The 18,291-nt window shown below is 62.3% G+C and carries 25 protein-coding genes; all 25 read right to left on the reverse strand.

The window, feature by feature from the left end; genetic code table 11:
• Window position 1 precedes the first annotated feature (1 nt).
• Window positions 2–286 (reverse strand): hypothetical protein, encoded by a 285-nt coding sequence (locus tag ACQEU8_RS02350; RefSeq protein WP_433096234.1) that lies wholly within the window; start codon window positions 284–286, stop codon window positions 2–4.
• Window positions 287–295: 9 nt separating this feature from the next.
• Window positions 296–721 carry an HNH endonuclease gene (locus ACQEU8_RS02355; protein ID WP_433096236.1) on the reverse strand — a complete coding sequence of 142 codons (426 nt, stop codon included), beginning with the start codon at window positions 719–721 and terminating at the stop codon, window positions 296–298.
• A 262-nt stretch (window positions 722–983) separates the two neighbouring features.
• Complete coding sequence (locus ACQEU8_RS02360) at window positions 984–1,262, reverse strand: hypothetical protein (protein ID WP_433096238.1); 279 nt, start codon at window positions 1,260–1,262, stop codon at window positions 984–986.
• A complete protein-coding gene (locus ACQEU8_RS02365) occupies window positions 1,259–1,756 on the reverse strand; it encodes a hypothetical protein (RefSeq protein ID WP_433096240.1) in 498 nt (165 codons plus the stop codon). Before ACQEU8_RS02365 ends, ACQEU8_RS02360 begins: the two co-directional genes overlap by 4 nt.
• Before the next feature lie 82 nt (window positions 1,757–1,838).
• On the reverse strand, window positions 1,839–2,090 hold the full coding sequence (locus tag ACQEU8_RS02370; RefSeq protein WP_433096242.1) for a hypothetical protein: 252 nt from the start codon (window positions 2,088–2,090) through the stop codon (window positions 1,839–1,841).
• Window positions 2,091–2,102: 12 nt separating this feature from the next.
• Window positions 2,103–2,264: a hypothetical protein gene (locus ACQEU8_RS02375; protein ID WP_433096245.1), complete on the reverse strand. Its 162-nt coding sequence runs from the start codon at window positions 2,262–2,264 to the stop codon at window positions 2,103–2,105.
• A 301-nt stretch (window positions 2,265–2,565) separates the two neighbouring features.
• A complete protein-coding gene (locus ACQEU8_RS02380) occupies window positions 2,566–3,273 on the reverse strand; it encodes a hypothetical protein (RefSeq protein ID WP_433096247.1) in 708 nt (235 codons plus the stop codon).
• A gap of 295 nt (window positions 3,274–3,568) precedes the next feature.
• Window positions 3,569–3,784: a hypothetical protein gene (locus ACQEU8_RS02385; RefSeq protein WP_433096249.1), complete on the reverse strand. Its 216-nt coding sequence runs from the start codon at window positions 3,782–3,784 to the stop codon at window positions 3,569–3,571.
• Window positions 3,774–4,244 (reverse strand): hypothetical protein, encoded by a 471-nt coding sequence (locus ACQEU8_RS02390; protein WP_433096251.1) that lies wholly within the window; start codon window positions 4,242–4,244, stop codon window positions 3,774–3,776. The genes ACQEU8_RS02385 and ACQEU8_RS02390 overlap by 11 nt, the downstream gene beginning before the upstream one ends.
• Window positions 4,241–4,567, reverse strand: a complete 327-nt coding sequence (locus tag ACQEU8_RS02395; RefSeq protein WP_433096253.1) for a hypothetical protein — start codon at window positions 4,565–4,567, stop codon at window positions 4,241–4,243. Before ACQEU8_RS02395 ends, ACQEU8_RS02390 begins: the two co-directional genes overlap by 4 nt.
• The gene (locus tag ACQEU8_RS02400) at window positions 4,557–4,823 is read right to left on the reverse strand and encodes a hypothetical protein (RefSeq protein WP_433096255.1); all 267 of its coding nucleotides are present in this window, start codon (window positions 4,821–4,823) and stop codon (window positions 4,557–4,559) included. Before ACQEU8_RS02400 ends, ACQEU8_RS02395 begins: the two co-directional genes overlap by 11 nt.
• Window positions 4,813–5,307 (reverse strand): hypothetical protein, encoded by a 495-nt coding sequence (locus ACQEU8_RS02405; protein WP_433096257.1) that lies wholly within the window; start codon window positions 5,305–5,307, stop codon window positions 4,813–4,815. The genes ACQEU8_RS02400 and ACQEU8_RS02405 overlap by 11 nt, the downstream gene beginning before the upstream one ends.
• 97 nt (window positions 5,308–5,404) lie before the next feature.
• Window positions 5,405–5,608 carry a hypothetical protein gene (locus ACQEU8_RS02410; RefSeq protein ID WP_433096258.1) on the reverse strand — a complete coding sequence of 68 codons (204 nt, stop codon included), beginning with the start codon at window positions 5,606–5,608 and terminating at the stop codon, window positions 5,405–5,407.
• The gene (locus ACQEU8_RS02415) at window positions 5,605–5,814 is read right to left on the reverse strand and encodes a hypothetical protein (protein WP_433096260.1); all 210 of its coding nucleotides are present in this window, start codon (window positions 5,812–5,814) and stop codon (window positions 5,605–5,607) included. The genes ACQEU8_RS02410 and ACQEU8_RS02415 overlap by 4 nt, the downstream gene beginning before the upstream one ends.
• 217 nt (window positions 5,815–6,031) lie before the next feature.
• The gene (locus ACQEU8_RS02420; protein WP_433096262.1) at window positions 6,032–6,781 is read right to left on the reverse strand and encodes a hypothetical protein; all 750 of its coding nucleotides are present in this window, start codon (window positions 6,779–6,781) and stop codon (window positions 6,032–6,034) included.
• Window positions 6,782–7,207: 426 nt separating this feature from the next.
• Window positions 7,208–8,548 carry a hypothetical protein gene (locus tag ACQEU8_RS02425; RefSeq protein ID WP_433096264.1) on the reverse strand — a complete coding sequence of 447 codons (1,341 nt, stop codon included), beginning with the start codon at window positions 8,546–8,548 and terminating at the stop codon, window positions 7,208–7,210.
• Window positions 8,549–8,798: 250 nt separating this feature from the next.
• Complete coding sequence (locus tag ACQEU8_RS02430; protein WP_433096266.1) at window positions 8,799–9,350, reverse strand: hypothetical protein; 552 nt, start codon at window positions 9,348–9,350, stop codon at window positions 8,799–8,801.
• Between the two features lie 46 nt (window positions 9,351–9,396).
• On the reverse strand, window positions 9,397–9,558 hold the full coding sequence (locus ACQEU8_RS02435) for a hypothetical protein (protein ID WP_433096268.1): 162 nt from the start codon (window positions 9,556–9,558) through the stop codon (window positions 9,397–9,399).
• Complete coding sequence (locus tag ACQEU8_RS02440; protein ID WP_433096270.1) at window positions 9,555–9,833, reverse strand: hypothetical protein; 279 nt, start codon at window positions 9,831–9,833, stop codon at window positions 9,555–9,557. The genes ACQEU8_RS02435 and ACQEU8_RS02440 overlap by 4 nt, the downstream gene beginning before the upstream one ends.
• Before the next feature lie 2 nt (window positions 9,834–9,835).
• Window positions 9,836–11,203 (reverse strand): GH25 family lysozyme, encoded by a 1,368-nt coding sequence (locus ACQEU8_RS02445; protein WP_433096272.1) that lies wholly within the window; start codon window positions 11,201–11,203, stop codon window positions 9,836–9,838.
• Between the two features lie 8 nt (window positions 11,204–11,211).
• Window positions 11,212–11,463 (reverse strand): hypothetical protein, encoded by a 252-nt coding sequence (locus tag ACQEU8_RS02450; protein WP_433096274.1) that lies wholly within the window; start codon window positions 11,461–11,463, stop codon window positions 11,212–11,214.
• A 10-nt stretch (window positions 11,464–11,473) separates the two neighbouring features.
• A complete protein-coding gene (locus ACQEU8_RS02455) occupies window positions 11,474–11,992 on the reverse strand; it encodes a hypothetical protein (protein ID WP_433096276.1) in 519 nt (172 codons plus the stop codon).
• Between the two features lie 13 nt (window positions 11,993–12,005).
• Window positions 12,006–16,142, reverse strand: a complete 4,137-nt coding sequence (locus ACQEU8_RS02460) for a hypothetical protein (protein ID WP_433096278.1) — start codon at window positions 16,140–16,142, stop codon at window positions 12,006–12,008.
• A gap of 39 nt (window positions 16,143–16,181) precedes the next feature.
• Window positions 16,182–17,951: a phage tail protein gene (locus tag ACQEU8_RS02465; protein ID WP_433096280.1), complete on the reverse strand. Its 1,770-nt coding sequence runs from the start codon at window positions 17,949–17,951 to the stop codon at window positions 16,182–16,184.
• A gap of 10 nt (window positions 17,952–17,961) precedes the next feature.
• A complete protein-coding gene (locus ACQEU8_RS02470) occupies window positions 17,962–18,243 on the reverse strand; it encodes a phage tail assembly protein T (protein WP_433096282.1) in 282 nt (93 codons plus the stop codon).
• Window positions 18,244–18,291 lie beyond the last annotated feature (48 nt).

Consider the following 18,291-nt stretch of genomic DNA (forward strand, 5'->3'; position numbering starts at 1 on the left):
CCTATTCTGCTAGCAGTTCCAGAGCTCGCCGGAACGGAATTTTTCTCTCGAATGGCTGAGTCCACGGCGCGGCGGATTCGGTGTAGAAGACGCTCGGTGCACCTCTTTCATGCAACAGGAATTTGAGAACGCGCGTGGAGGTATACGTCGGTTCCGGCCACCAGAATTCCGGCACACCCTCAGGGGTATCGCGCGTCTCCACACGGTTTAGCGTGTCTGGTCCGACGATATTCCAGCGGGACGCGCGCACCGCCGCAACCAGCTGCGCCTTATAGTCGATGGCCATGCCCTCTCCTCAGAACGGTGGCGGGAAATCGCGTAGCGCCCATTCGGCCAGCGTGAGAGCGCCCTTTGACAAATTGCAGGCAGCGCACGCGGGAATCATGTTCGCTTCCGCGTCAGCACCTCCGCGCGAAAGCGGCGTGATGTGGTCAAGATGCTCCGCCGAAGCGTTGCACCCATATCCGCAGCGATGCCCCCAGCGAGCGAATATCTCCGTGCGCGAATATGGCTGGTGTGCCGCGCCGTAGTGCTGCGCTCTTCTCCGCTGAGTGATCCGGTGGCGCTCATCCGTCGACAATCCTCGGTAGAAACTCTTGATGTGCCGCTTCTGCCGTGACTTTCGACAGGGGGCGCATACGCGCGACAGACGCTTGGCCTTGCCAGCGAGAAAGGCGCTCTCCTCCTTGGCGCGTCCGCAGTCATGACATACGCGCTTCATCGCGACTCCCAGCGGACCGAGGCGCCATTCCCGATGGCATGCCCCAGCGCGGAAGCCAGACGGGACCAACCGCCGGACAGGCGAACGTCCTGTGCTAGCCAGATGGTAGTCCCGTCACCCAGTCTGCGAATGTCGCCAAGCCCAGGCCCTGACGTCGCGGTGATTCGTACGTCCATTTCCCCTCCTTGAGGCGACAAAATTTGTCACCTGGATACGACTAAGAGCCCGGACGGCTATCCATCCGGGCTCTTGTACTTTGCGCTCAGTCTGTCGGTATCAAGCGCACGTGCTCCGCCTGCACCCACTCCTCGCGCAACGACCGACGCTTGGTGAATCCGGATTCCTGGCCTGTCGGTTTGACCTTGAGAATGGGCACCAGCACCGTGCCGACTCCAGCCACCTTTGCGGGCCGGGCGGAGACCTTGACCACCACAGCGTCAGATTGCCGCACGCGGTTACCCTGGCGCGCCGAGTAGCTGATCAGATCGCCGGGGTACAGCTCATTGCCCGCATAGTCCGTGACCACGCCGCGCTTACTCATGCGCGCTCCCATCCTGTGCCCTCGTCGCCGTGCCTGAAGACCCAGCCGTCAGCAGTGAAAATGCCGTGCGCAGCAACCCTTTCCACAATGAGCACGTCATCACGGCGTACGTCTGCGTCGTTGTGGTCGTCCTCAAGAATGCGGATGCGATCGCCGACAGCGAGAGGTGCGGGGACTGCTGTTTCATCGAGAGCGTTGAGGGCTGCCCGGGCGCTATTGCGGTACTGCTCCCGCACCATCGCGTCTTGTTCCTCCCACGAATACGCCGCACCTCGGACGTGATCGTCACCGCATATAGCCTTTGCCACCAGCTCTACGCGCGGGTCTTCCGGCAGGGGCAAAAGGTGCTTCGCCAGCGGGATGCGATCCATCCCGTCTACGTCTGTGGCGACGTAAAACTGACCGTCCATATCCACGAACGGCCCCGCCTTGATCGTTACCACACTTCCCCGTGCGGTCCATCGCATCTTTTCGCCGGGCGTCAAGTCAGGCATGCTCTCCCCTTTCGCGCGAATGCGCTTCTACTGCCTCAACGCCCGACCCCAGCGCGCAATGCACCAGGATCGGGCAGAGAGGTCAGATCAGGTACTCGGCACCCTGATCGGCCGTCGCGTACTGCGGAGCGCGCTCACGCTCATCCATGTACACGGACACGATGTGGTTCTCGCTGGTGGTGTCGTAGCGCTCAGCGGTGACGTTCTTCGCGGTCACACCCTCAAGGTGGCGGACAGCATCACGCGCCTGCGCCCTGCCCCCAGCGACAACAACGGCGGAAACAAACTCGCCTGCCTGCGGAGCATCGGTGCGGAAAACCTCGTACAGTGCCATGGGCTTCGCCTTTCAGCGGTCGTTGTTGAGGACGTCCATCAGGACACTCAGTGCGATGTCCTGATCGTTGCTCGTATCTGCGGTGCGGATGGCGACACCGAGAGCATCAACCAGTTCGTCAGCTTCTTCCCGCAACATTTCAACGGTCACGGTGCGCGGCTCTACGCGGTGCATTCCTTCTCCCTATCGCCTTTCGGGTTTGGTGGTGGCCCATGCGGCAACGCAGATAATTGCGGTGGCGCAGATCGCGATCACTGCCAGGAACGCGTACAGATTCATGTGTACTCCGGGTCTCCGATCGGCTCGTCGTCCAGCAGAAAGCCGCGCCTGCGCCTCTCGCTGATTACCGCTGGCCTGTCGCGCGGGGGCCATTCCCAGAGGGGGCGCCGGACAGTTTCATCCGGAGCCACCCTCAGCATTTGGGCCGTGGTCAGCGTGAATTCCTCGCTCCAACTGACCCGCGCGCGGGCTCCGCTCAGCGGGACTCCGCAATTGCGTCGTTCATCGAGCCCTGCACGTCGATGACGGGCTTTCGGTAGCTCACGCGGCCATGCTTGTCGCTGTCGTACTCAACGAGCTCAAGGCGAAGCGTGCAGAGCGCCGGGCCGTTCACACGGGACAGCGCGTCCTTGACGAGGTGGATCTCCTTCGCCAGCGACCAGCCGGTGCTGACGTACTTGCCAACGCCCAGCTTGGTGTCATGCGCCAGCGTGAACGTCACCGTGATGTTCGGGCTGGGGCCCGTGCCCGCCTTTGCCTTCGCCTGCCGCTCCTTCAGCAGACGCGGGCAGCCGCACGGAGTCCCAGGCTCCTCGCCGGGAGTATCCACGTGAAATTCCCCGTCGCAGACGTGCAGCGGACCGCGCGGCCCCCAGAGAATCATCTTCTCGTCAACGTCGTTCACGCTGTCGATGACGATTTCCACGCTGTCACTGGCCGTGAACTGGTGAAGGTGAAATTCCTTCTCCGCGTCAAACTCTTCAGCGAGAGAGCCACCCATCAGGAGCTGAATCGCGCCCGCAGTCTCAGGCGAGGCCGTGAGCACGCGCCACGTGTCCAGCGCCACGGGCTTCTTCCCCCTCATCATGCCCGCCTTAAAAACGAAGGCATATTCCGGCTTAACGTAGCCGCTACGCGGAGCCGGACGGGCATCGGGGTCAGTGTCGAAAATCCGCAGTCCCATATTCTCTCCCTACGTTGTGGTGGGAAAGGGACGGGCGGGGTCACCGTGTCTTACCGGCATCGATTCGCCGTGCGCGGGCTGTTCCTGCCGCTCCGTCCCTCTCTGCCCACATGGGGTCACACGGGTTTCCTCTTGCTGTCCGGACGCGAAAAACCCCCGACAGCGCAGAGGCCATCGGGGGTATCGGAGCTGGTCTAGCGGCGCTTGCGACTGGAGATGAACGCCATGGCCAGTCCAACGGACGCGACCAGCCAGACGAATGCCAGCAGGACAACGGTTATCGCGTCAGCGTCGTTCATGCTCGCTCCCATGTGATCGTCGCGCGCTCGATGTAGCCAGTTACGGCTGCGCCGGATTGTCGAAGAGTTTGGCTCTTCCTGTCGAGGACCGACCACGCGGTCAGCTTCAGCGCGTAGGCACCGAACACATATCGGCGCTGAGAGCCGTCAAGCTGCGTCACGTACACCACCGCGCGCCATGCGGTGTCGCCGTTGGCTATGTCACGCGCCATGGGTGCCCCCGTTCAGGGCAGCACTAACCGCTTGGGCAAAAACGAGCGAGTCCAACAGGCTGTCATCCTCTTGGAACCGCCACAGTACCGCACGTACGCGCTCGATGGTGGCGAGGGCTTCGCCAAGTTCGATCGCGTACTCGGTTGCTTCATGGTCCGTATCTGAGGTACGCCTGCGAGAGGCTTCCAGCTCCCTGCGCGACTCAGCGAAAGCGGCGCTCATTTCCTGGTACGTCCGGGCCGACGACTGGTAGCGGTTCTGCCAGTCGTCCCGCTCAGCGCACATGCGAGCTTCCCGCGCACGGGACTCGGACAGTAGGCGGTACATGTCCCGCTGTTCCTCGTCGGCCACGGGCATGACAGCGGCAGCGATGCGGTTAGCGGTTCCGTCTGTCAGCGGCGTGGCGCCCGGGTAGTGTCGCACTGCTTCCGCGTACCGCTCGCGTCGTTCGTCGTTCATGCCGTCGGCCCCTCTCCCACGATCCGGGATATCGATCGGATCAGCGCCCTGTCCGAGGTGCCGCCGTTGTCGATATTGCCCCGGATACGGGCCAAGTCGAACTTTGCAGACCTCAGCTCAGCACGCAGGCGGGCGCATTCCTGTCGGAGCACAGAAGCTCCGGCGTACGCGCCTACCAACTCACTTTTCACACTCTGCTGCTCTTCGTCCGCGACTGCGATGGCTGCGGACACTTCAGGGGACACATCAGCAAAGACTCCGGCTAGCCCTCTCGCTTCCCGGATGGCTGCCGCGTACCGCTCACGTCGTTCGTCAGTCGACATCGCGTGCCTCCGTCAATTCCGCCAAGAATCCTTCGAGATACTGCCTACCAGTGCTGTCGGCAGCGAGGATGCTGACGAGCCGCTGCGTCCACTTTGAGTACTCGTCGTACTCCTCTCGCAGCTCGCTCAGTTCCTCGTCCGCTACAGCCATAGCAGCGTCAGCGGCAGCGTCCTCCGGCAGGCCCCACGACATGTCATCCGAAACGGCGCGCATGATCGCTGCCGCGTAGCGCTCGCGTCGATTGTCACTTGCCATGTTTGGGCACCCCCGCCGTGTTGAGAATGTCAACGATGGACCAGATCAGTTCCGGCGCACCGCCGCACCCGCTGTTGTTGATGTTGCCCCGAATACGGGAAAGAGCCAGGCGCAACCGGGCGCATTCGTCGTTCTCTCGGTACACCTGGGCCTTGAACGTGTCTCGCTCGGCGCGCAGGCGGGCATTCTCAGACTCTGCCCTATGCAGCGGCACGAAGAGCCTTTCCCGTTCCCGCTGTAGCTCTTCATCAGCAATGACCATGGCGGCGTCAGCGGCCTTCTCAGCGTCGAAGTCCGTTGAATAGACGAACGTGTCGTCAATCGCTGCCGCGTATCGCTCGCGCCGGTTGGCAGCCTGCCCCTTTCGAGCCTCGCATGTGCACTCGTTGTCGGAAAGGCGCCGGTTCAACCCCTCCGATGCGCGGACTACCCGCTCGGCAGCTTTCGCCGTCCGTCCCGTTCCGCAGTCCATCTTGTGTCCCAAGACACAGCGGTATTCCCTACAAGCGTCCATTACGCCACCTCCTACGTCCCTAAAGCCCCACCCCAGCGCGCAATGCGTCGGGGTGGGGCAGTGGGTGTTATGCGTAGTCGGACAGGTGGCGAAGCTTCCGCTCCAGTGATTCCATTTGCGGCGAGGAATAGCGCTGCTTCCCGGCCATATCGGCAGCCTCAGCGAATGCCCTACGGCGTGCCTCGCGCTGGATTTCCTGCATGGCGTCAAAACAGGTGTTCAGCCACTCGTCGTCGCGTTGTGCGGCAACGACTTCCCCCCACGCGCTCATACGTCCTCCTGTTCGGCCATGCGGCGCAGACGCGAAGTCAGAGCCTTAACGAGGAACGGGACACCCGCCAGTGGGTAGTCCCGCTTGTACATCTCGTCAACCGCGTCAGCGGCCTCGCGGAGCACTTCGGCTCGGTAGGCGTCGAGCAACGGGGCCACTAGAGTTGCGCGGTCCCACAGATTCTCAATTGACTCGCGTGCGCTCATTCGCACACCTCCCACAGCGTGTCCGTGCGCTCGATACGGCCGGACGCCGCTGCCGCGTAACCGTCCCAATAGCGGAGCTCACGCTTCAAGGCTGCCTTTGCCGCAGCCTTTGTCAGATACGGACCAGCGCAGAACACGCCCGACTCCCCCTCGCTGAATGTCACATCAACGACAGACCGGAAAGCCTCGCTCGCTGAGTAGTGCATCGCGCGTGCCATCAGCGTCGCCTTTCCGTTCCCGTAACGAGCCGACCGCCGGAGGCAGCGAGAGACTTACCAATGACGCTCTTGCTGTGCTCACGGTCCCACTCGAACAGTGCGCGGAGGTGCAGGAAGTAGTCGAACACTGGGCGATCGATTCGCACGGGCTTGAGTGCCCACTTTTCATCGGTAATGTGCAGGACCACCGCTCCGTCAAACTCCGGCATCGGCGCTTCGCTGCCATCCGGCGAAATGATCTTGTCCGCGTGGGCGTATGCGGCCATCTGCAACGCGACTTCCGGATACGTGGACTTGCCTGTCTTCCAGTCGGCCATCACCAGCGCAGGCTCCCCCCGCGAATCGAGCTCGCCGCGCTCATCTACGAGGATCCGCAAGATGGCGTCGAAACTCCCCGCGTACTCGTGGGTGTCACTCCAGGCCACGTCCTCAGCGCGCACCAGTTCCGGCTGTGCCGCAGCGAGGAATTCAGCGAAGTGCCGCTTGTACGGCGCCATATCGCGGGACACAGCGCCAACGGCTTCGCCTCGGAGTATGCGCTCGAATAGATCATGCGCTTCGCTGCCGACATCCTGCCGGATTTTGCTGTACCGGCGCGCCGCCCCCTTGATGTAATCGACCGCGCCCTGCTTGTCGCGTCGCGCCATTTCAGCAATGTAGTCCAGCGAGTCAACAGCGAGCTCCGCCGCCATTTTGGCCTGCCACGGTGCAAGGAACGGCTTGCCCAACAGGTCTTTGATGCTCGTCACGCTCGGACGGAGCACATCCGGCGCGGACTCTTGGTAGTAGTACCGTGATCCACCCTTGTGGACCGTCTTGACCCCCATACGGTGCCTCCCATCGGCTCTGCCCCGATGGGGTTACACGGGTTTCCTCCGGCGCCCGATGTAGAGGCGTGTAGGGCCAACATGGGTCTGAGCTGGAGGAATGTAGAGATGTAGGAATGGTGGGGTTCGCTGTTCCCCCTGTGGAGCCTTATAGATGGAACAGGAAGTGCTTCATCTCTACATCTCTACATTCTTGCAGGTCAGAGCTATGTATTTCTACACGGGTCTACACCGCCCCTGCCCGCTGTGGGCCCGAAGCCCTGTACGCCCGCGTGAGCGCATGAGAAAGCCCCGCCGGACCTGGGGGACCCAACGGGGCTGTACGGCTCTCAGCGAGGCAGCTAGCGGCTACATGATGGCGGCCAGGATCTCTCGCGCACGGCGAACCACGGCTTCAAGATCCTTCCGCAAAGCTTCCTTCACTTCATCGCTCGCGTGCTCAAGGGTCTCGGGGTCCGCGTGCTTCACGCTCTTTTTGAGTTCCTTGACCGTGGTGCGGAGCATTGCGTCAGGGTCCTCCCCCGCCTCCTCTGCTGCGCTGCCCTGGACGATCTCTTGCGCCTTCGCCCTGTCGCCGGATTCCAGCGCCGCGTGATACTTCGCCTTCTCTTTCTCCAGCGGCGCCACAAGTGACACCTTGTAGTGCTCCGCCAGAACCTTCGGCACGTCCTCCTGCGCAGCGTCCTTGAGGATGTTCTTGTACCGCTCCCGCTCCGCTGCCGCTTCCTCCGTGTCGTGTGCCAGCGCCTTCAGGTAGTCGGCCATCAGGTTCTGTAGGTGGTACCGAACGGAGCGCTTGACCTTGCTCCGCTCTTTGTCAAGCTTGAACCGCTCCCAGTCCGTCGACTTGGCCACCACCTTTACGGCGTTGTCGTAGACCGCCATCGCTGCGTTTCGCGATCCTGGCGCACGTAGGGCAAGGTCCGGGTTTCCGTCCTTGTCCCTGGCCTTGATGCGGATGTCCAGCAGCACCTCTGCCGCCTGCTTAGTGATTGACGCGCCTTCATCACTATGGCGCATCGCCTGCACCACCAGATCGCGTCCGCGCAACATCAGCGCTTCGCCGTCTTCTACCTCAGCGGCGAAGTCCTGCGTGGCGAGGGTTGCCGGAGCCTCCGCCTTGCGCTTCTCGGGGAGCTTTTCGCGCGCCTGCCCAGCCTCGTTGAGTTGCTGGCGCAGCTTGTTGCGTTCCCTGGCCGGAAGCTGGGCAATCAGGGCATCGGTTTCCTCGCTGAGCTTTTGCGTACTCTCGATGTTTTCCGCCTCAGCGAGAGAGCGAACACGCTCAATATTGGCCGCAATCTCCTCGCGCAGGCGCTTATTGCGCTGTGCGGCTGTTTCCTTCGTCTTCTTCTCGGCCATCTTCTCTCCCTTTTCGTCGTTCTCTACGTCACAGAGGGTAGACCACAGCGTCCGCCAGTCAGCGGCGCGCAAATCCTGCCCGCTGACGTCCGTCCGATCACTCAAAAGCCTGGCCGCATGCTCCTCGAATTCTTCGGCAGTACCCTGCGGGCATGACTCCCACAGCTCATGCCCCATTCTCGTCTCGGTGCGCAAAAGTCCACCCACGCGCCGCGTAGCCTCGCTTGTCACATGCCCTCCCTTTGGCCACGGGTACGCCTCGCCCGTGTCGCGGTTTTCGATGGTGATCTGCACGCTAGTGCCGCGTCGACTGGCGTTCTGGATCATTTCGTCAGCCTGCGCGCGTGCCTCATCCTCCGTGTAGCAAGCATGGTTGCTCGCCTTGCCCTGCGTCGCGTACTGAAACCTCACCCGCCACGGTAGTCGCGCACCACGCTTAGGCATCTTGACCTCTCTCCCTGGCCATGTCGGGTCACACGCTACAGTGCCACAGCGGCAAGGACAAGCAGGTGACAAAATTTGTCGCCTGGGAGCACAAAAACCCCCTACCGGCGCAGTGCCAGTAGGGGGCAGTGAGTTAGAGCAGGTGATCGAGCATCATTTGCGCGCGGCAGCGCAGATCGTCCATGTCACCATCGTTGAGGATCGCAGCATCAGTGATGTAGTGCGTCAGCTCTGTCTCGCTGACATGACCCGCGCCGGTGATCCCAGGGCGGATGACGCGGATGAGTTTGAATCCCAGCATGCGCAGCGCGTCAGCCTCATTGCGGTAGCGGCAGTCCGTGATGACCACCGGCCCGCGCGTCGCTTCGATCCTCGCGAACGCCTGCCGAACCCAGTACATCGGGTCACCCTGGCGCACTTGGTGCCCCAGCTTTTGCAGGAAGCGACGAACCTCGGGGTGATCCTCCTTGGTGCGCTCCCAGCCGACATCGGTAACCGCATCCGACAGGCGGTAGGTCCCATCCCAGCCGAGTTTGATCCAACCTGGGATCACCGGATTGACCCTTAGCGCCATCTCCTTCAACGGATCTGCGAAAGCCACGCGGGTATGCGTTTCGCTCAGCGCTTCCGCAACGCTGTCCTTGCCGCTGCGGGCAGGACCGATCAGCGCGATACTCGGATACATGCGGCCACCTCTCTCGTCGGTGACCGCATGGGGTTACAGGGGTTTCCTAGCGCTCAGTGCGCTGTACGGCCTCGCCAACACCCAGCGCGGCAGCAACCACACCGAGAATCAGCGCGGAGGGCAGGCTGGGGAGGTAGTGCGCGACCAGAGCCAGTCCGGAAACTGCTACGGCGTACATGCGCGTGGCGTGCGTGCGGACGAAGATCATGATTCATCTCCGGGGTTCAGGTTGTGGTCAATCAGGATGTGATGTGCCGTATGGCTCGTCTGCCACTCGCGTACCTCGCGGACGTCGGTGCGCAGCTCATCAAGGCGACCAGCCAGACGGGAGACGGCGGAATCGATCGCCTCGCGCGTCTGCGCGCCCTCACCCTCTGCCGTGTCACTCGCTCGCCGTGCCCTACGTATCGCAATGTATGCCGGGCCGGAGGACACCAGCGCCACACCGAACCCCCCGAGTGCTGTGACCATCTCGGGGGACATGGCTACTCCCCCTTGCGCAGGGCAGCAACCTCCGCGCGGAGAGCGGCAACGGCCTTTGTCAGTTCGGCCACGGCGTCGTTCCCCTCCGTCACGCGCTCATACGTCTCCAAGAGGTAGCTCTGCGCCTTCCACGTGCGGTTAGTCCCGTACGTGCTTGCCGAAGGGGGCGCGGGAATCTCGTCCCGAGTCCATACAGCGTCGCTGATCTTCTCTGCGCTCATACCTTCGATCTCCTCGTAGTCGCTGTTCGCTGTGGTGGCGGGACCGCTAGCGGTGGCCTTGTACGTGTAGCCGCGCTTCCCCTTCTTGCTGGGGTCGGCGGTCGTCACGCCCTCAGCGAAAGCGGGCATGCCGTAACCGTGCAGGTAGCTATCGCGGCGCCTGCGCTTGCGGAGGTAGACACCATTTCCCTCGGCGGAGCCGTTGTCGTTGGTGTTGCCTTCGATCGTGTAGACGTACGTCGCGTCGTATGCGTACACACGGCCGACGTGGCTACCGCCCCCGGAGCCGAAGAAGACCTGAGCGCCGATGGCCGGAAATTCGCTGAACCGGCCACGTGCCTTGAACCAGTCGGTTGCGGCTCGGCAGCTCGCCGTACGCGGTTCAATGCTCGCGGTGCCCGCCTTGAGCGCCACCCACGCCTGGAACGTTTGGCACCATGCCTGATTCTGTGACCACTCCAGCGAGGGCACGGCAGGGCTGTACTTCTGCCGGTTGTTCGCACCCTCGCGGTAGCCGACCTCAGCGCGGGCGGCAGCGATGACCTTCGCAGCCTGAGAGGTTCCGCTGGGCTTCGGCTTTTCCGCAGGCTGCTTTTCCGCCCAGCTCCGCATCGCTTCGCGCGATGAGAAGTCCGCGATGTTCGTGTCAATGGTCTTGTCGGTGTATTGGTGGATCGCCCACGGGTCCTGAATCCCGGGCTCGCCGGGGTCCACGCCGTAATGGGCGATCCAAAGGAAGTCACCGCACTTGCTGCCGACGTCGCGGTTCTTCCAGAAATTCACGTTGCAGTACAGCCCTACGCGGTGCGTGTCCCCGCGAAGGCGTTTGACCTCAGTGAGAAAGGCGTTTTTGTCGGCGTTGCTGACGCCCGGGTCTTCCCAGTCGAGGACCAGCAGATCCCCCTCTTCGCTGTCGCATTCCTCAGCAAAGTACCGCGCCTGATCCTCCATATCGCCAGGGCGAACGAAGTGATAGAAGCCAACAACAAGCTTCATTCTGCGCGCGTTGGCAGCCTGGGCACGCATGCGCGGGTTCGTGTATCGCGTGCCTTCGGTCGCCTTGATGATGGCGAAATCCACGCGCTTGCCGTTGGCGGTGGCGGGGATGGTATCCGCCTGGTATGAGGAGACATCTATGCCGTAGATCATGCGCCCTCCTAGGGGGTGATCACCTGGCGGTACCCAGAGCGCTTCTGCCCGCCCGAGACCTCGAAATCAGGGTGTTCATGGATGTACGTCATGAGCGCTTGAAACGCGGTATCCGCAGTCTCGATTGACCAGTCCTCCCCGGGCAGCGCCATAACCAGCTCTATGCGTGCGCGTGCGTTCAGCTCTCCCGGAGGAGTCCACTGCGTCTCAGCCCGGTACTCCCAATATTGGGAATCTAGGCGCGGCTCACCGTAGCTCATGTTGTCCTTCCTATTCGGCAGCCTCGTAGCTGCCCCAGAGGTTGATGCGGGCACCAGACAAAGCGATCTCTTTACCTGGCTTGATAGTGGTCGTGTTCTCTGCTGTCGGCGTCGGCCAGCTGTCGTCGTCCATGTACCAGTTCGCAGCGTTAGGCACTATCGCTGAGATGGTCTGCGTAGGCGGATCCACGTACGCAGCACCTACGAACCGGGTAGACGATTTGAGGAGCCAGATATTGCAGGGCCAGAAAATAGTGCCCTCCCCGGAATAGGCAGCCACCGGGAGCGTGAAGTGCCAGTTCTGTCCCGGGAGGCTCTGAAAAGTTCCGCTGCCCCACTCGAACACGACCCGGAAATTGATCGAATTTCCCACGCGCTGGTACTTGCCACTCAGTAGGCCATTCCCAAGCGTTGTGGTGCCGGAATCTGCTGTCCACCGGACGTTATACGGCAGCCACTCCCCTACCATCTGATTCAACTTGCCCGCTGTAATGCGCTGCCCAGCGGCAAAGGGCGTCCAAAGAGCCATGTTTGTTGTCCTCCTACCATGCCGCGCGGGCAGGGGTTGCTAGCCGGATATCGGAGCCTGCAGCGTGCGGCAGCGAGAGGCCGTTTACCCCACGGATCACCGTGAATCGCTGAGGGGATTCCACACGGAAATCATCAAAGCTCACCTCACGGGGAGCGTTGGTGTTGGCCGGGTTCGCAGAGAATGCGACACCGACTGCGCCGACAGCAGACAGGTTGGTGGTCAGCGTGCGGGTCATGTCCCATGTCCCGGGCTCCTGCCGCACAGCGAGCCATGCCCGCGCACGTACGGTGTGTCCTGTCACGCGTACCCGCATGCGGATTCCCGTTTCCGCCGTGTACCGGAGGCCAGTAGTGGTGTACGTGATCTGTGTCCCGTTGGAGATCAGCACGAGGAGTACGGATCCGTCCGTCATCAAGCCCAGCGACACCCAGTAGTAGCCGCTCGCTGATCTGCGGACGAAAACTCCCGGGAGCATCGCGTCCCCCACTGCCAGGCCAGACGGAGAGATGGTGCACGCGACCTCGCAATCACCCAAGTCACCCAGCAGTTGCTGGAATCGGAACGTGTTCGGCGGAGTCGCCAAGCTCATGAAGGCGGAAACACCGTACGTATTCAAAGTGTCGCCAGGCTGTAGCCCTGCAGGCGTCCATATCTGCCCTGTGTCTGCTGTACCCCATCCTCCGCTGACCGTGCGAGTGAATGTGTCGTAGGCATAGGGCTGGATATCCGTGACCGTCATCACTTCACCGCCGGACTGCACCTGGAACGGCAATTCTGGCGAGTCGACGGAAGCAGAGAACCGCATTTCGTCCGCGCGCAGCACAGCGGAAGCGGCGGGGGTTCCCTGGATATTCACACCGAAAGTCGCTGTCTCGGCTCCGGCAGGCGGAGTCATACGCAGTTCCAGAATTCGCCAAACTCCGGGCCCGACGTGCGTGTAAGGGAGGACGGTTGTTGTGACCAGTCCGCCGGAGGCGTTGTACCACTTCACAACGGCGTCCACGGTGACTGTTACTGCGCACTGGATCCTGCCATACAGCGTGTGCAGTCTGCCCGCGACCACCGGCATGGGTTCCGACACGATCCCGGGGTACGCTGCCGTTCCACTGGGCGTGAAAAGTGCACTGTACTGACCCTTGAATACGTTGCTCGCTGTCAGCGCCAGTGTTCCGCCGCTCGCTGCCCAGGGCGATGTGGTTCCCTCGAAATCCGTGTTGATATTGAGCGGAACCAGCTCGTCCCCGAGCACCCAAAGCGGACCCTCTTCCACGTGCACCAGCAGAGAAGTGTCCGTCTTCGAAATGTCGGCGACGATCACAGATCCGTCAGTGTCCGCACGCGCCTGATCGGAATCCTCCGCCGGGAACGTGAACGTCAACGAGTCAATGAAAGCCGCGTCTTCCCCCGCTGAGGCTGCGGAGTCCTTCTCATACCGGAACAGAATCGCGCTGATCTGCCGCACGTCCAGTTCCAGCCGAGTCCACTCGGTGATCCCACCAGCCACACGCACGGGCTTGCCATCCGCGTAGATCGTCAACAGGTCGCCCACGCTGCCCGTACCGGAGATATCGCTATCCGTGCGGTACCAAACGGTCATGAACTCAGCGCCGTCCGGCACGGTCACGGTGGCGTCAGAGCGCTGGCCCAGCGAGATGGCTCCGGAGCGGAGGCAGAAATGCCCGCTGTGCGCGTTGTAGTCGTTGACGCGATACCACGGGGCAGATCCGCCGTACGTGATATCCACGCTGAACGGCTCTTCGGTGAAGTCTTCCACCAGATCTATTCCGCCAGTGTGCCCTACGCGCCAGGGCCCGAAGGGAGTGCAGTTGTACTCAATTTCCCACCCCTCCAGCGAAAGGGTCTCCTCATACCCCTGTACCAGCAGATCGATCTGCTCTGGGGGCAGCCACTCCGGAGCGCCAGAAATGCGGATCCTGTCGAGTACATCGGTGGCGCACACTGCGCTGGCGAGCTCCGGCGATTGCGCGAGGTTGATGCGCAGCGCGGGGTACCGATCTCCCTCCCAGGTGCCCAGATGTACGGCCCACTCAGCGACACCGTGCAGTTGCTCATCAGTGTGGGCGTTGACCTGGATTTCCGAGTCATAGCGGCCAACGCCTTCCGGTGGGTCCTGCACCGACAACGGGCCGTCCAGCCGCTGATACCGGTACGCCGAACCGCCCGTGCGTGTGGCAGTCACGTCATTGCGCATCTGCTGGTCATCGTCTACGGGACGGAGCGGCGGAGCGACCTGGCCGTAGGTGATGTCCATGGTCGGCACCTGGTCATATACCGTAGTCCGCGAGCGATATTGCAGCCCGCGACCGTGAAGGGTCTCAGAGACGACTCCGCCGTCTACGCCTGCGCAGCTCTCCAGCGTCCCCATCAGGGTGTCCGGGCGCTGTGCACCCATCTCGGGCATCCCCTCCGGAGCGTCCAGGACCAGCGGCACGTCAGCCTCAGCGGCAACGCGCAGCATCCGGGCGTCGGCGGTCTCACCTGTGTAGCCGTGATCCGCCCAGTTGTACGCGTAATCGGGATTGGCTGAGAAGACGCCGAAGTGGCCCATTCCCATGCCGCTGAAATCCTGCGGGAAATTTGAGTAGGCGCGGAGAATACGTCCCTGCGACCCCGCGTAGGTGTATGTGCCGATGTGGCTGCCGCCACCGATAACGACCCAGAACACCGACATGGTGACGGTGCCGTTGACGTTCTTCACAGCGGAAAGGCGCATGCGGTTCCATGTGCCCACCGCCTCAGTCGCACCCCAGCTTGTACTGAAAACCAGATCCTCTACGTGTTGCCCTTCGTTCGGGGACGACGCGTACCCCTCCAGCCAGATCTTGTCCTCGCCGAAATACAGCACGTAACGCGTGACGTAGCCACTTGCGCGGAATCGCAGCACAGCGCGCTTGGTACTCGGCATGGAATCGAGCTTGTACACCCACTCCGCGTGCCACTCGCCGGTATCGGTGTATGTGGGAACGAGTGCGTTGAAGTACGCGCTGTCCCCCACCGTAGGCAAAGGCGCGGATCCACCAGGGGCGTCAGCGTTGCCGTACTCGAATCCCACCGTGTCAGCGGCACGGGTACCGGGCAGCGGGGTAAACGCGTGCGTGGAGCCTGTGTCGTCCTCCATTGGCCAATAAGCCACGGGACTGGATGACTCGATCCGCCGACGCAGCGCGGAAACGATGGCCTTTGTACCCTGCCCCAGGCGGCGGGAAATTCCGGCAGCAGTGATGGACGCCCAGATATCCGCGCCGGAGGGGTCCCATTCGAGCGGCCAGGAACCCACCTCCCCCTCAAACCGCGTGCTCAGGTTGCTCACCCCGCCGGGAATAGTCCACACACGCCCGGCGGAATCAGTGAATCCCGTAGCGCCGTTGGTCTGTGCGGAGAAGTCGGCGTCAGCCACAAGGGCGCCCGCAGCACCGTCGCGGACTCGCACGGCATGCACGCGTCCCTGGGCTAGCGTCCAACTGGCGTCCGGCAGTCCGCCGACCGTAATCGGGGACGAGCTGGCGTACAGCGCGCTCGGGGGCGTGGTCTCCACGGGGTCCCCCAGTCGCTCCCAGGGGCCATCTACGCTCGGGCCGTAGTAGAACGCGACGGACGAGCCACCAGCACCGTTGTTGGTGTCCAGCAGCACGCGCACGGCGCCTCGCTCGCTGGCTCGGAACGGTACTTTTACCTCTGATCCGAGCGTGGTGGAGTCGCTGCCGTTGGACGACCAAGAGAGGTACACGTCCCTGTCCAGCAGGAACAGTGACCATGAATCCCCGGAGACTCCGCGCTGGGAGACGAGCTCAATTGCCCCATCAGACTGCCAATTGTCCAGCGACGCCTCGATAGCCACATCTAGATCGGTCGTGACGATGGGCGCGGCAGCGCTGGCAATTCCGGGAAGGCGGAGCCAGGTGTCTGACCCCGCCACCGAAACCCGAACGGGCTGATTTTTGCCCAGCTTGCCGTACAGCGGAGAGCGCGGATTGCGCGGGCTGTATCTCCCATCTCTGTTGTTCAGCGTGAGCGTGCACTTCCCGGGGTCAACTGTTGACGCTTCATCGGCGCGCCCGCGCGTGATGTGCACGGGGGCACGGTTGTACACGTCGGCTGAAATATCGACCCACGCGCCATCGATCATCAGCTCAGTGGTAATCCCCAGAGGAAACACAATCACTCCTTATCCAAACGCACGCTGTGCGCTGCCCCCACCGTCAATACGAACCATTCGCCGGATGAGGCGCTTCATCTCGTCATCGGATCCGGTTACGTCAATGACCACTCGGGTATCCTGCCGCTGTGCCGATCGGAAGACTCCCTTCGGCGAAACGGTCATAGCCATTCCTGGGAGCTCACCGGTCAGCGAGCCGAGCTCTTTTCGCAGCGCCGGAGTGGCGGACTCGATACCGCGAATGAACCCGCCGATAAGCGACTCACCCGCCGGGGTCAGGATCTTCGCGTCAACGCGCGCCGGACCCTTCCAATCGGGCAGCATTCTGGTTACACCCTTGAGCTTGTTCTTGAGGGCACCGACCATGCTGCCGATACCGTTAATCAGGCCACGAATCAGGGACTTTCCGGCGTTGACCAGTACCCCGCTCAGACTTCCAAGCGCAGACTTCGCCTTGCTAGGAAGCGCCTTCACCGCGCGCACCACCGCCGCAATGGCGGATTTCGCCGCGTTGAGCATCGCCTTGCCCGCTGAGACAATTTTGTCCTTGAGTTTGCCAGCTAGCGGACCCAGTGCGGTAGCCAGCTTGCCCGGAATCGCACTCACGAGATTCCAGATGGCGCTAAGGGCGTTGGAAACCGCCTTTTTGGCGAGCGACCAAGCCTTACTGAAGTCTCCGCGCAGAAGTGCCGCGATGGCCTTTACCGCAGGCACTACCACCCTGCTGATGACCGCAGCGAGTTTCTGTGCCAGGAACGCCGCGAGCCTCGCGACGAGCGCAATGATGGGTGTCAGAATTGGGATCAAGGCTGCGGCGATTTCGCCGAGTGCCCCGATCAGCGGAATGACAGCTTTTAGGATAGGCAGAAGAGCGGGAAGCAGGGACGAAATCAGCTTCGCCCAGAGCGGAAGCATGGGGACGATTACGTCCTGCAGGAATTTCAGGAAGATGTCTACGAGTGCACTCAGGACGGGACCGAGCGCTTTCAGGACGGGCTGGAGATTCTTCGCGAATGCCGCGATTACAGGTGCCAGTCCAGCCAGCAATTTCGCCAGAATTGGACCCGCAATTTGAGCGAACAGCGCGAGCAATTTCCCGAGAATGGGCAAGATCGCACCCACGGCGCCAAAAAGTGCCTTGAACGCCTGCCCTGCCCCACCGGCCCCCATGGACAGGTTTTTCAGGAACCCGCCGAGTCCTGATCCGAGCATGCCAAGTCCATCGGACATGGCATCTATGAGCGGTTTGGCGTTCTTCAGCGCGGGAACCAGTCCGCGCAGTAGTCCTTCCGCGAATTGACCGAATCCGGCAACCAGCGGGCGGATTAGCGGAGCTACCGCCTTGAATGCCTGTCCGATTAGCGGAGCCAGGCGATCAAATATGCCCTTCATCTGGTCCGCTGCCTGTACGAGCGGTTTAACCAGGGGCTGGGCCAGTTTTTGCATTCGCGTTTTGACGTGCTCCGCCAAGTCCGAATACGCGCTCTTGACCTTCTTGTTTTCCTTGAGTACCGCAGCGCCTAGCCCAATAACTGCTAGTGGGAGGGCGGCCAGGATTCCGGCAGCCCCGAGCGCGCCGACACTCATGACGCCGAACGCGCCCGTGAAAACCTTCCCCATTTTCTTACCGGCATTGCCCGCTGCAGCTGCGCCCTGGCTCACCCGAGTACGGATGGCAGTGCCCATCTGTTGCGCAGTCGCAGCAGCACGACGCGCGCCAGCGGCAAACGTCGATGTATCAATGCCGAGTCGCACCGTGAGTGATGCCAATGTGGCCATTGCCACCCCCCTATGTGTCGGTGCGGAATTGTCCGCCCAGCGCAGCGTTCGCCTTCATGGCTGCTGCCCAAAGTTCCTCGGGCGTCTTCTTGCGCTTGTCCCAGTCCGGCATGAAATCAGCGGGCTTAGCGCGCGCGTGCGTACTCTGGGAGTTGGCCACCGTGGCAGAGATGACGCTGGCCTGGATGTCACCTCGCAGGCGAGTATCCAGCGGGCCGGTGATTTTCTCGTACGCCTGCCACTCGGTCAGTTCGCGGGACGAAATGCGCGCGAGTAGTTCGCGCACAGTCATACCGAGGTGTCCGGCCAGGCGGAAATAGAACTGCCTACCTGGCCGGTT

Source organism: Streptomyces sp. CA-250714, from assembly GCF_050936705.1.
Classification (GTDB): Bacteria; Actinomycetota; Actinomycetes; order Streptomycetales; family Streptomycetaceae; genus Streptomyces.

Excerpts from the sequence above, each read along its gene's own strand:
- ACQEU8_RS02350 (WP_433096234.1), bottom strand. The coding sequence starts at position 286 with ATGGCCATCGACTATAAGGCGCAGCTGGTTGCGGCGGTGCGCGCGTCC.
- ACQEU8_RS02355 (WP_433096236.1), bottom strand. The coding sequence starts at position 721 with ATGAAGCGCGTATGTCATGACTGCGGACGCGCCAAGGAGGAGAGCGCC.
- ACQEU8_RS02360 (WP_433096238.1), bottom strand. The coding sequence starts at position 1,262 with ATGAGTAAGCGCGGCGTGGTCACGGACTATGCGGGCAATGAGCTGTAC.
- ACQEU8_RS02365 (WP_433096240.1), bottom strand. The coding sequence starts at position 1,756 with ATGCCTGACTTGACGCCCGGCGAAAAGATGCGATGGACCGCACGGGGA.
- ACQEU8_RS02370 (WP_433096242.1), bottom strand. The coding sequence starts at position 2,090 with ATGGCACTGTACGAGGTTTTCCGCACCGATGCTCCGCAGGCAGGCGAG.
- ACQEU8_RS02375 (WP_433096245.1), bottom strand. The coding sequence starts at position 2,264 with ATGCACCGCGTAGAGCCGCGCACCGTGACCGTTGAAATGTTGCGGGAA.
- ACQEU8_RS02380 (WP_433096247.1), bottom strand. The coding sequence starts at position 3,273 with ATGGGACTGCGGATTTTCGACACTGACCCCGATGCCCGTCCGGCTCCG.
- ACQEU8_RS02385 (WP_433096249.1), bottom strand. The coding sequence starts at position 3,784 with ATGGCGCGTGACATAGCCAACGGCGACACCGCATGGCGCGCGGTGGTG.
- ACQEU8_RS02390 (WP_433096251.1), bottom strand. The coding sequence starts at position 4,244 with ATGAACGACGAACGACGCGAGCGGTACGCGGAAGCAGTGCGACACTAC.
- ACQEU8_RS02395 (WP_433096253.1), bottom strand. The coding sequence starts at position 4,567 with ATGTCGACTGACGAACGACGTGAGCGGTACGCGGCAGCCATCCGGGAA.
- ACQEU8_RS02400 (WP_433096255.1), bottom strand. The coding sequence starts at position 4,823 with ATGGCAAGTGACAATCGACGCGAGCGCTACGCGGCAGCGATCATGCGC.
- ACQEU8_RS02410 (WP_433096258.1), bottom strand. The coding sequence starts at position 5,608 with ATGAGCGCGTGGGGGGAAGTCGTTGCCGCACAACGCGACGACGAGTGG.
- ACQEU8_RS02415 (WP_433096260.1), bottom strand. The coding sequence starts at position 5,814 with ATGAGCGCACGCGAGTCAATTGAGAATCTGTGGGACCGCGCAACTCTA.
- ACQEU8_RS02425 (WP_433096264.1), bottom strand. The coding sequence starts at position 8,548 with ATGATCCAGAACGCCAGTCGACGCGGCACTAGCGTGCAGATCACCATC.
- ACQEU8_RS02430 (WP_433096266.1), bottom strand. The coding sequence starts at position 9,350 with ATGTATCCGAGTATCGCGCTGATCGGTCCTGCCCGCAGCGGCAAGGAC.
- ACQEU8_RS02435 (WP_433096268.1), bottom strand. The coding sequence starts at position 9,558 with ATGATCTTCGTCCGCACGCACGCCACGCGCATGTACGCCGTAGCAGTT.
- ACQEU8_RS02440 (WP_433096270.1), bottom strand. The coding sequence starts at position 9,833 with ATGTCCCCCGAGATGGTCACAGCACTCGGGGGGTTCGGTGTGGCGCTG.
- ACQEU8_RS02445 (WP_433096272.1), bottom strand. The coding sequence starts at position 11,203 with ATGATCTACGGCATAGATGTCTCCTCATACCAGGCGGATACCATCCCC.
- ACQEU8_RS02450 (WP_433096274.1), bottom strand. The coding sequence starts at position 11,463 with ATGAGCTACGGTGAGCCGCGCCTAGATTCCCAATATTGGGAGTACCGG.
- ACQEU8_RS02455 (WP_433096276.1), bottom strand. The coding sequence starts at position 11,992 with ATGGCTCTTTGGACGCCCTTTGCCGCTGGGCAGCGCATTACAGCGGGC.
- ACQEU8_RS02460 (WP_433096278.1), bottom strand. The coding sequence starts at position 16,142 with ATGATCGATGGCGCGTGGGTCGATATTTCAGCCGACGTGTACAACCGT.
- ACQEU8_RS02465 (WP_433096280.1), bottom strand. The coding sequence starts at position 17,951 with ATGGCCACATTGGCATCACTCACGGTGCGACTCGGCATTGATACATCG.
- ACQEU8_RS02470 (WP_433096282.1), bottom strand. The coding sequence starts at position 18,243 with ATGACTGTGCGCGAACTACTCGCGCGCATTTCGTCCCGCGAACTGACC.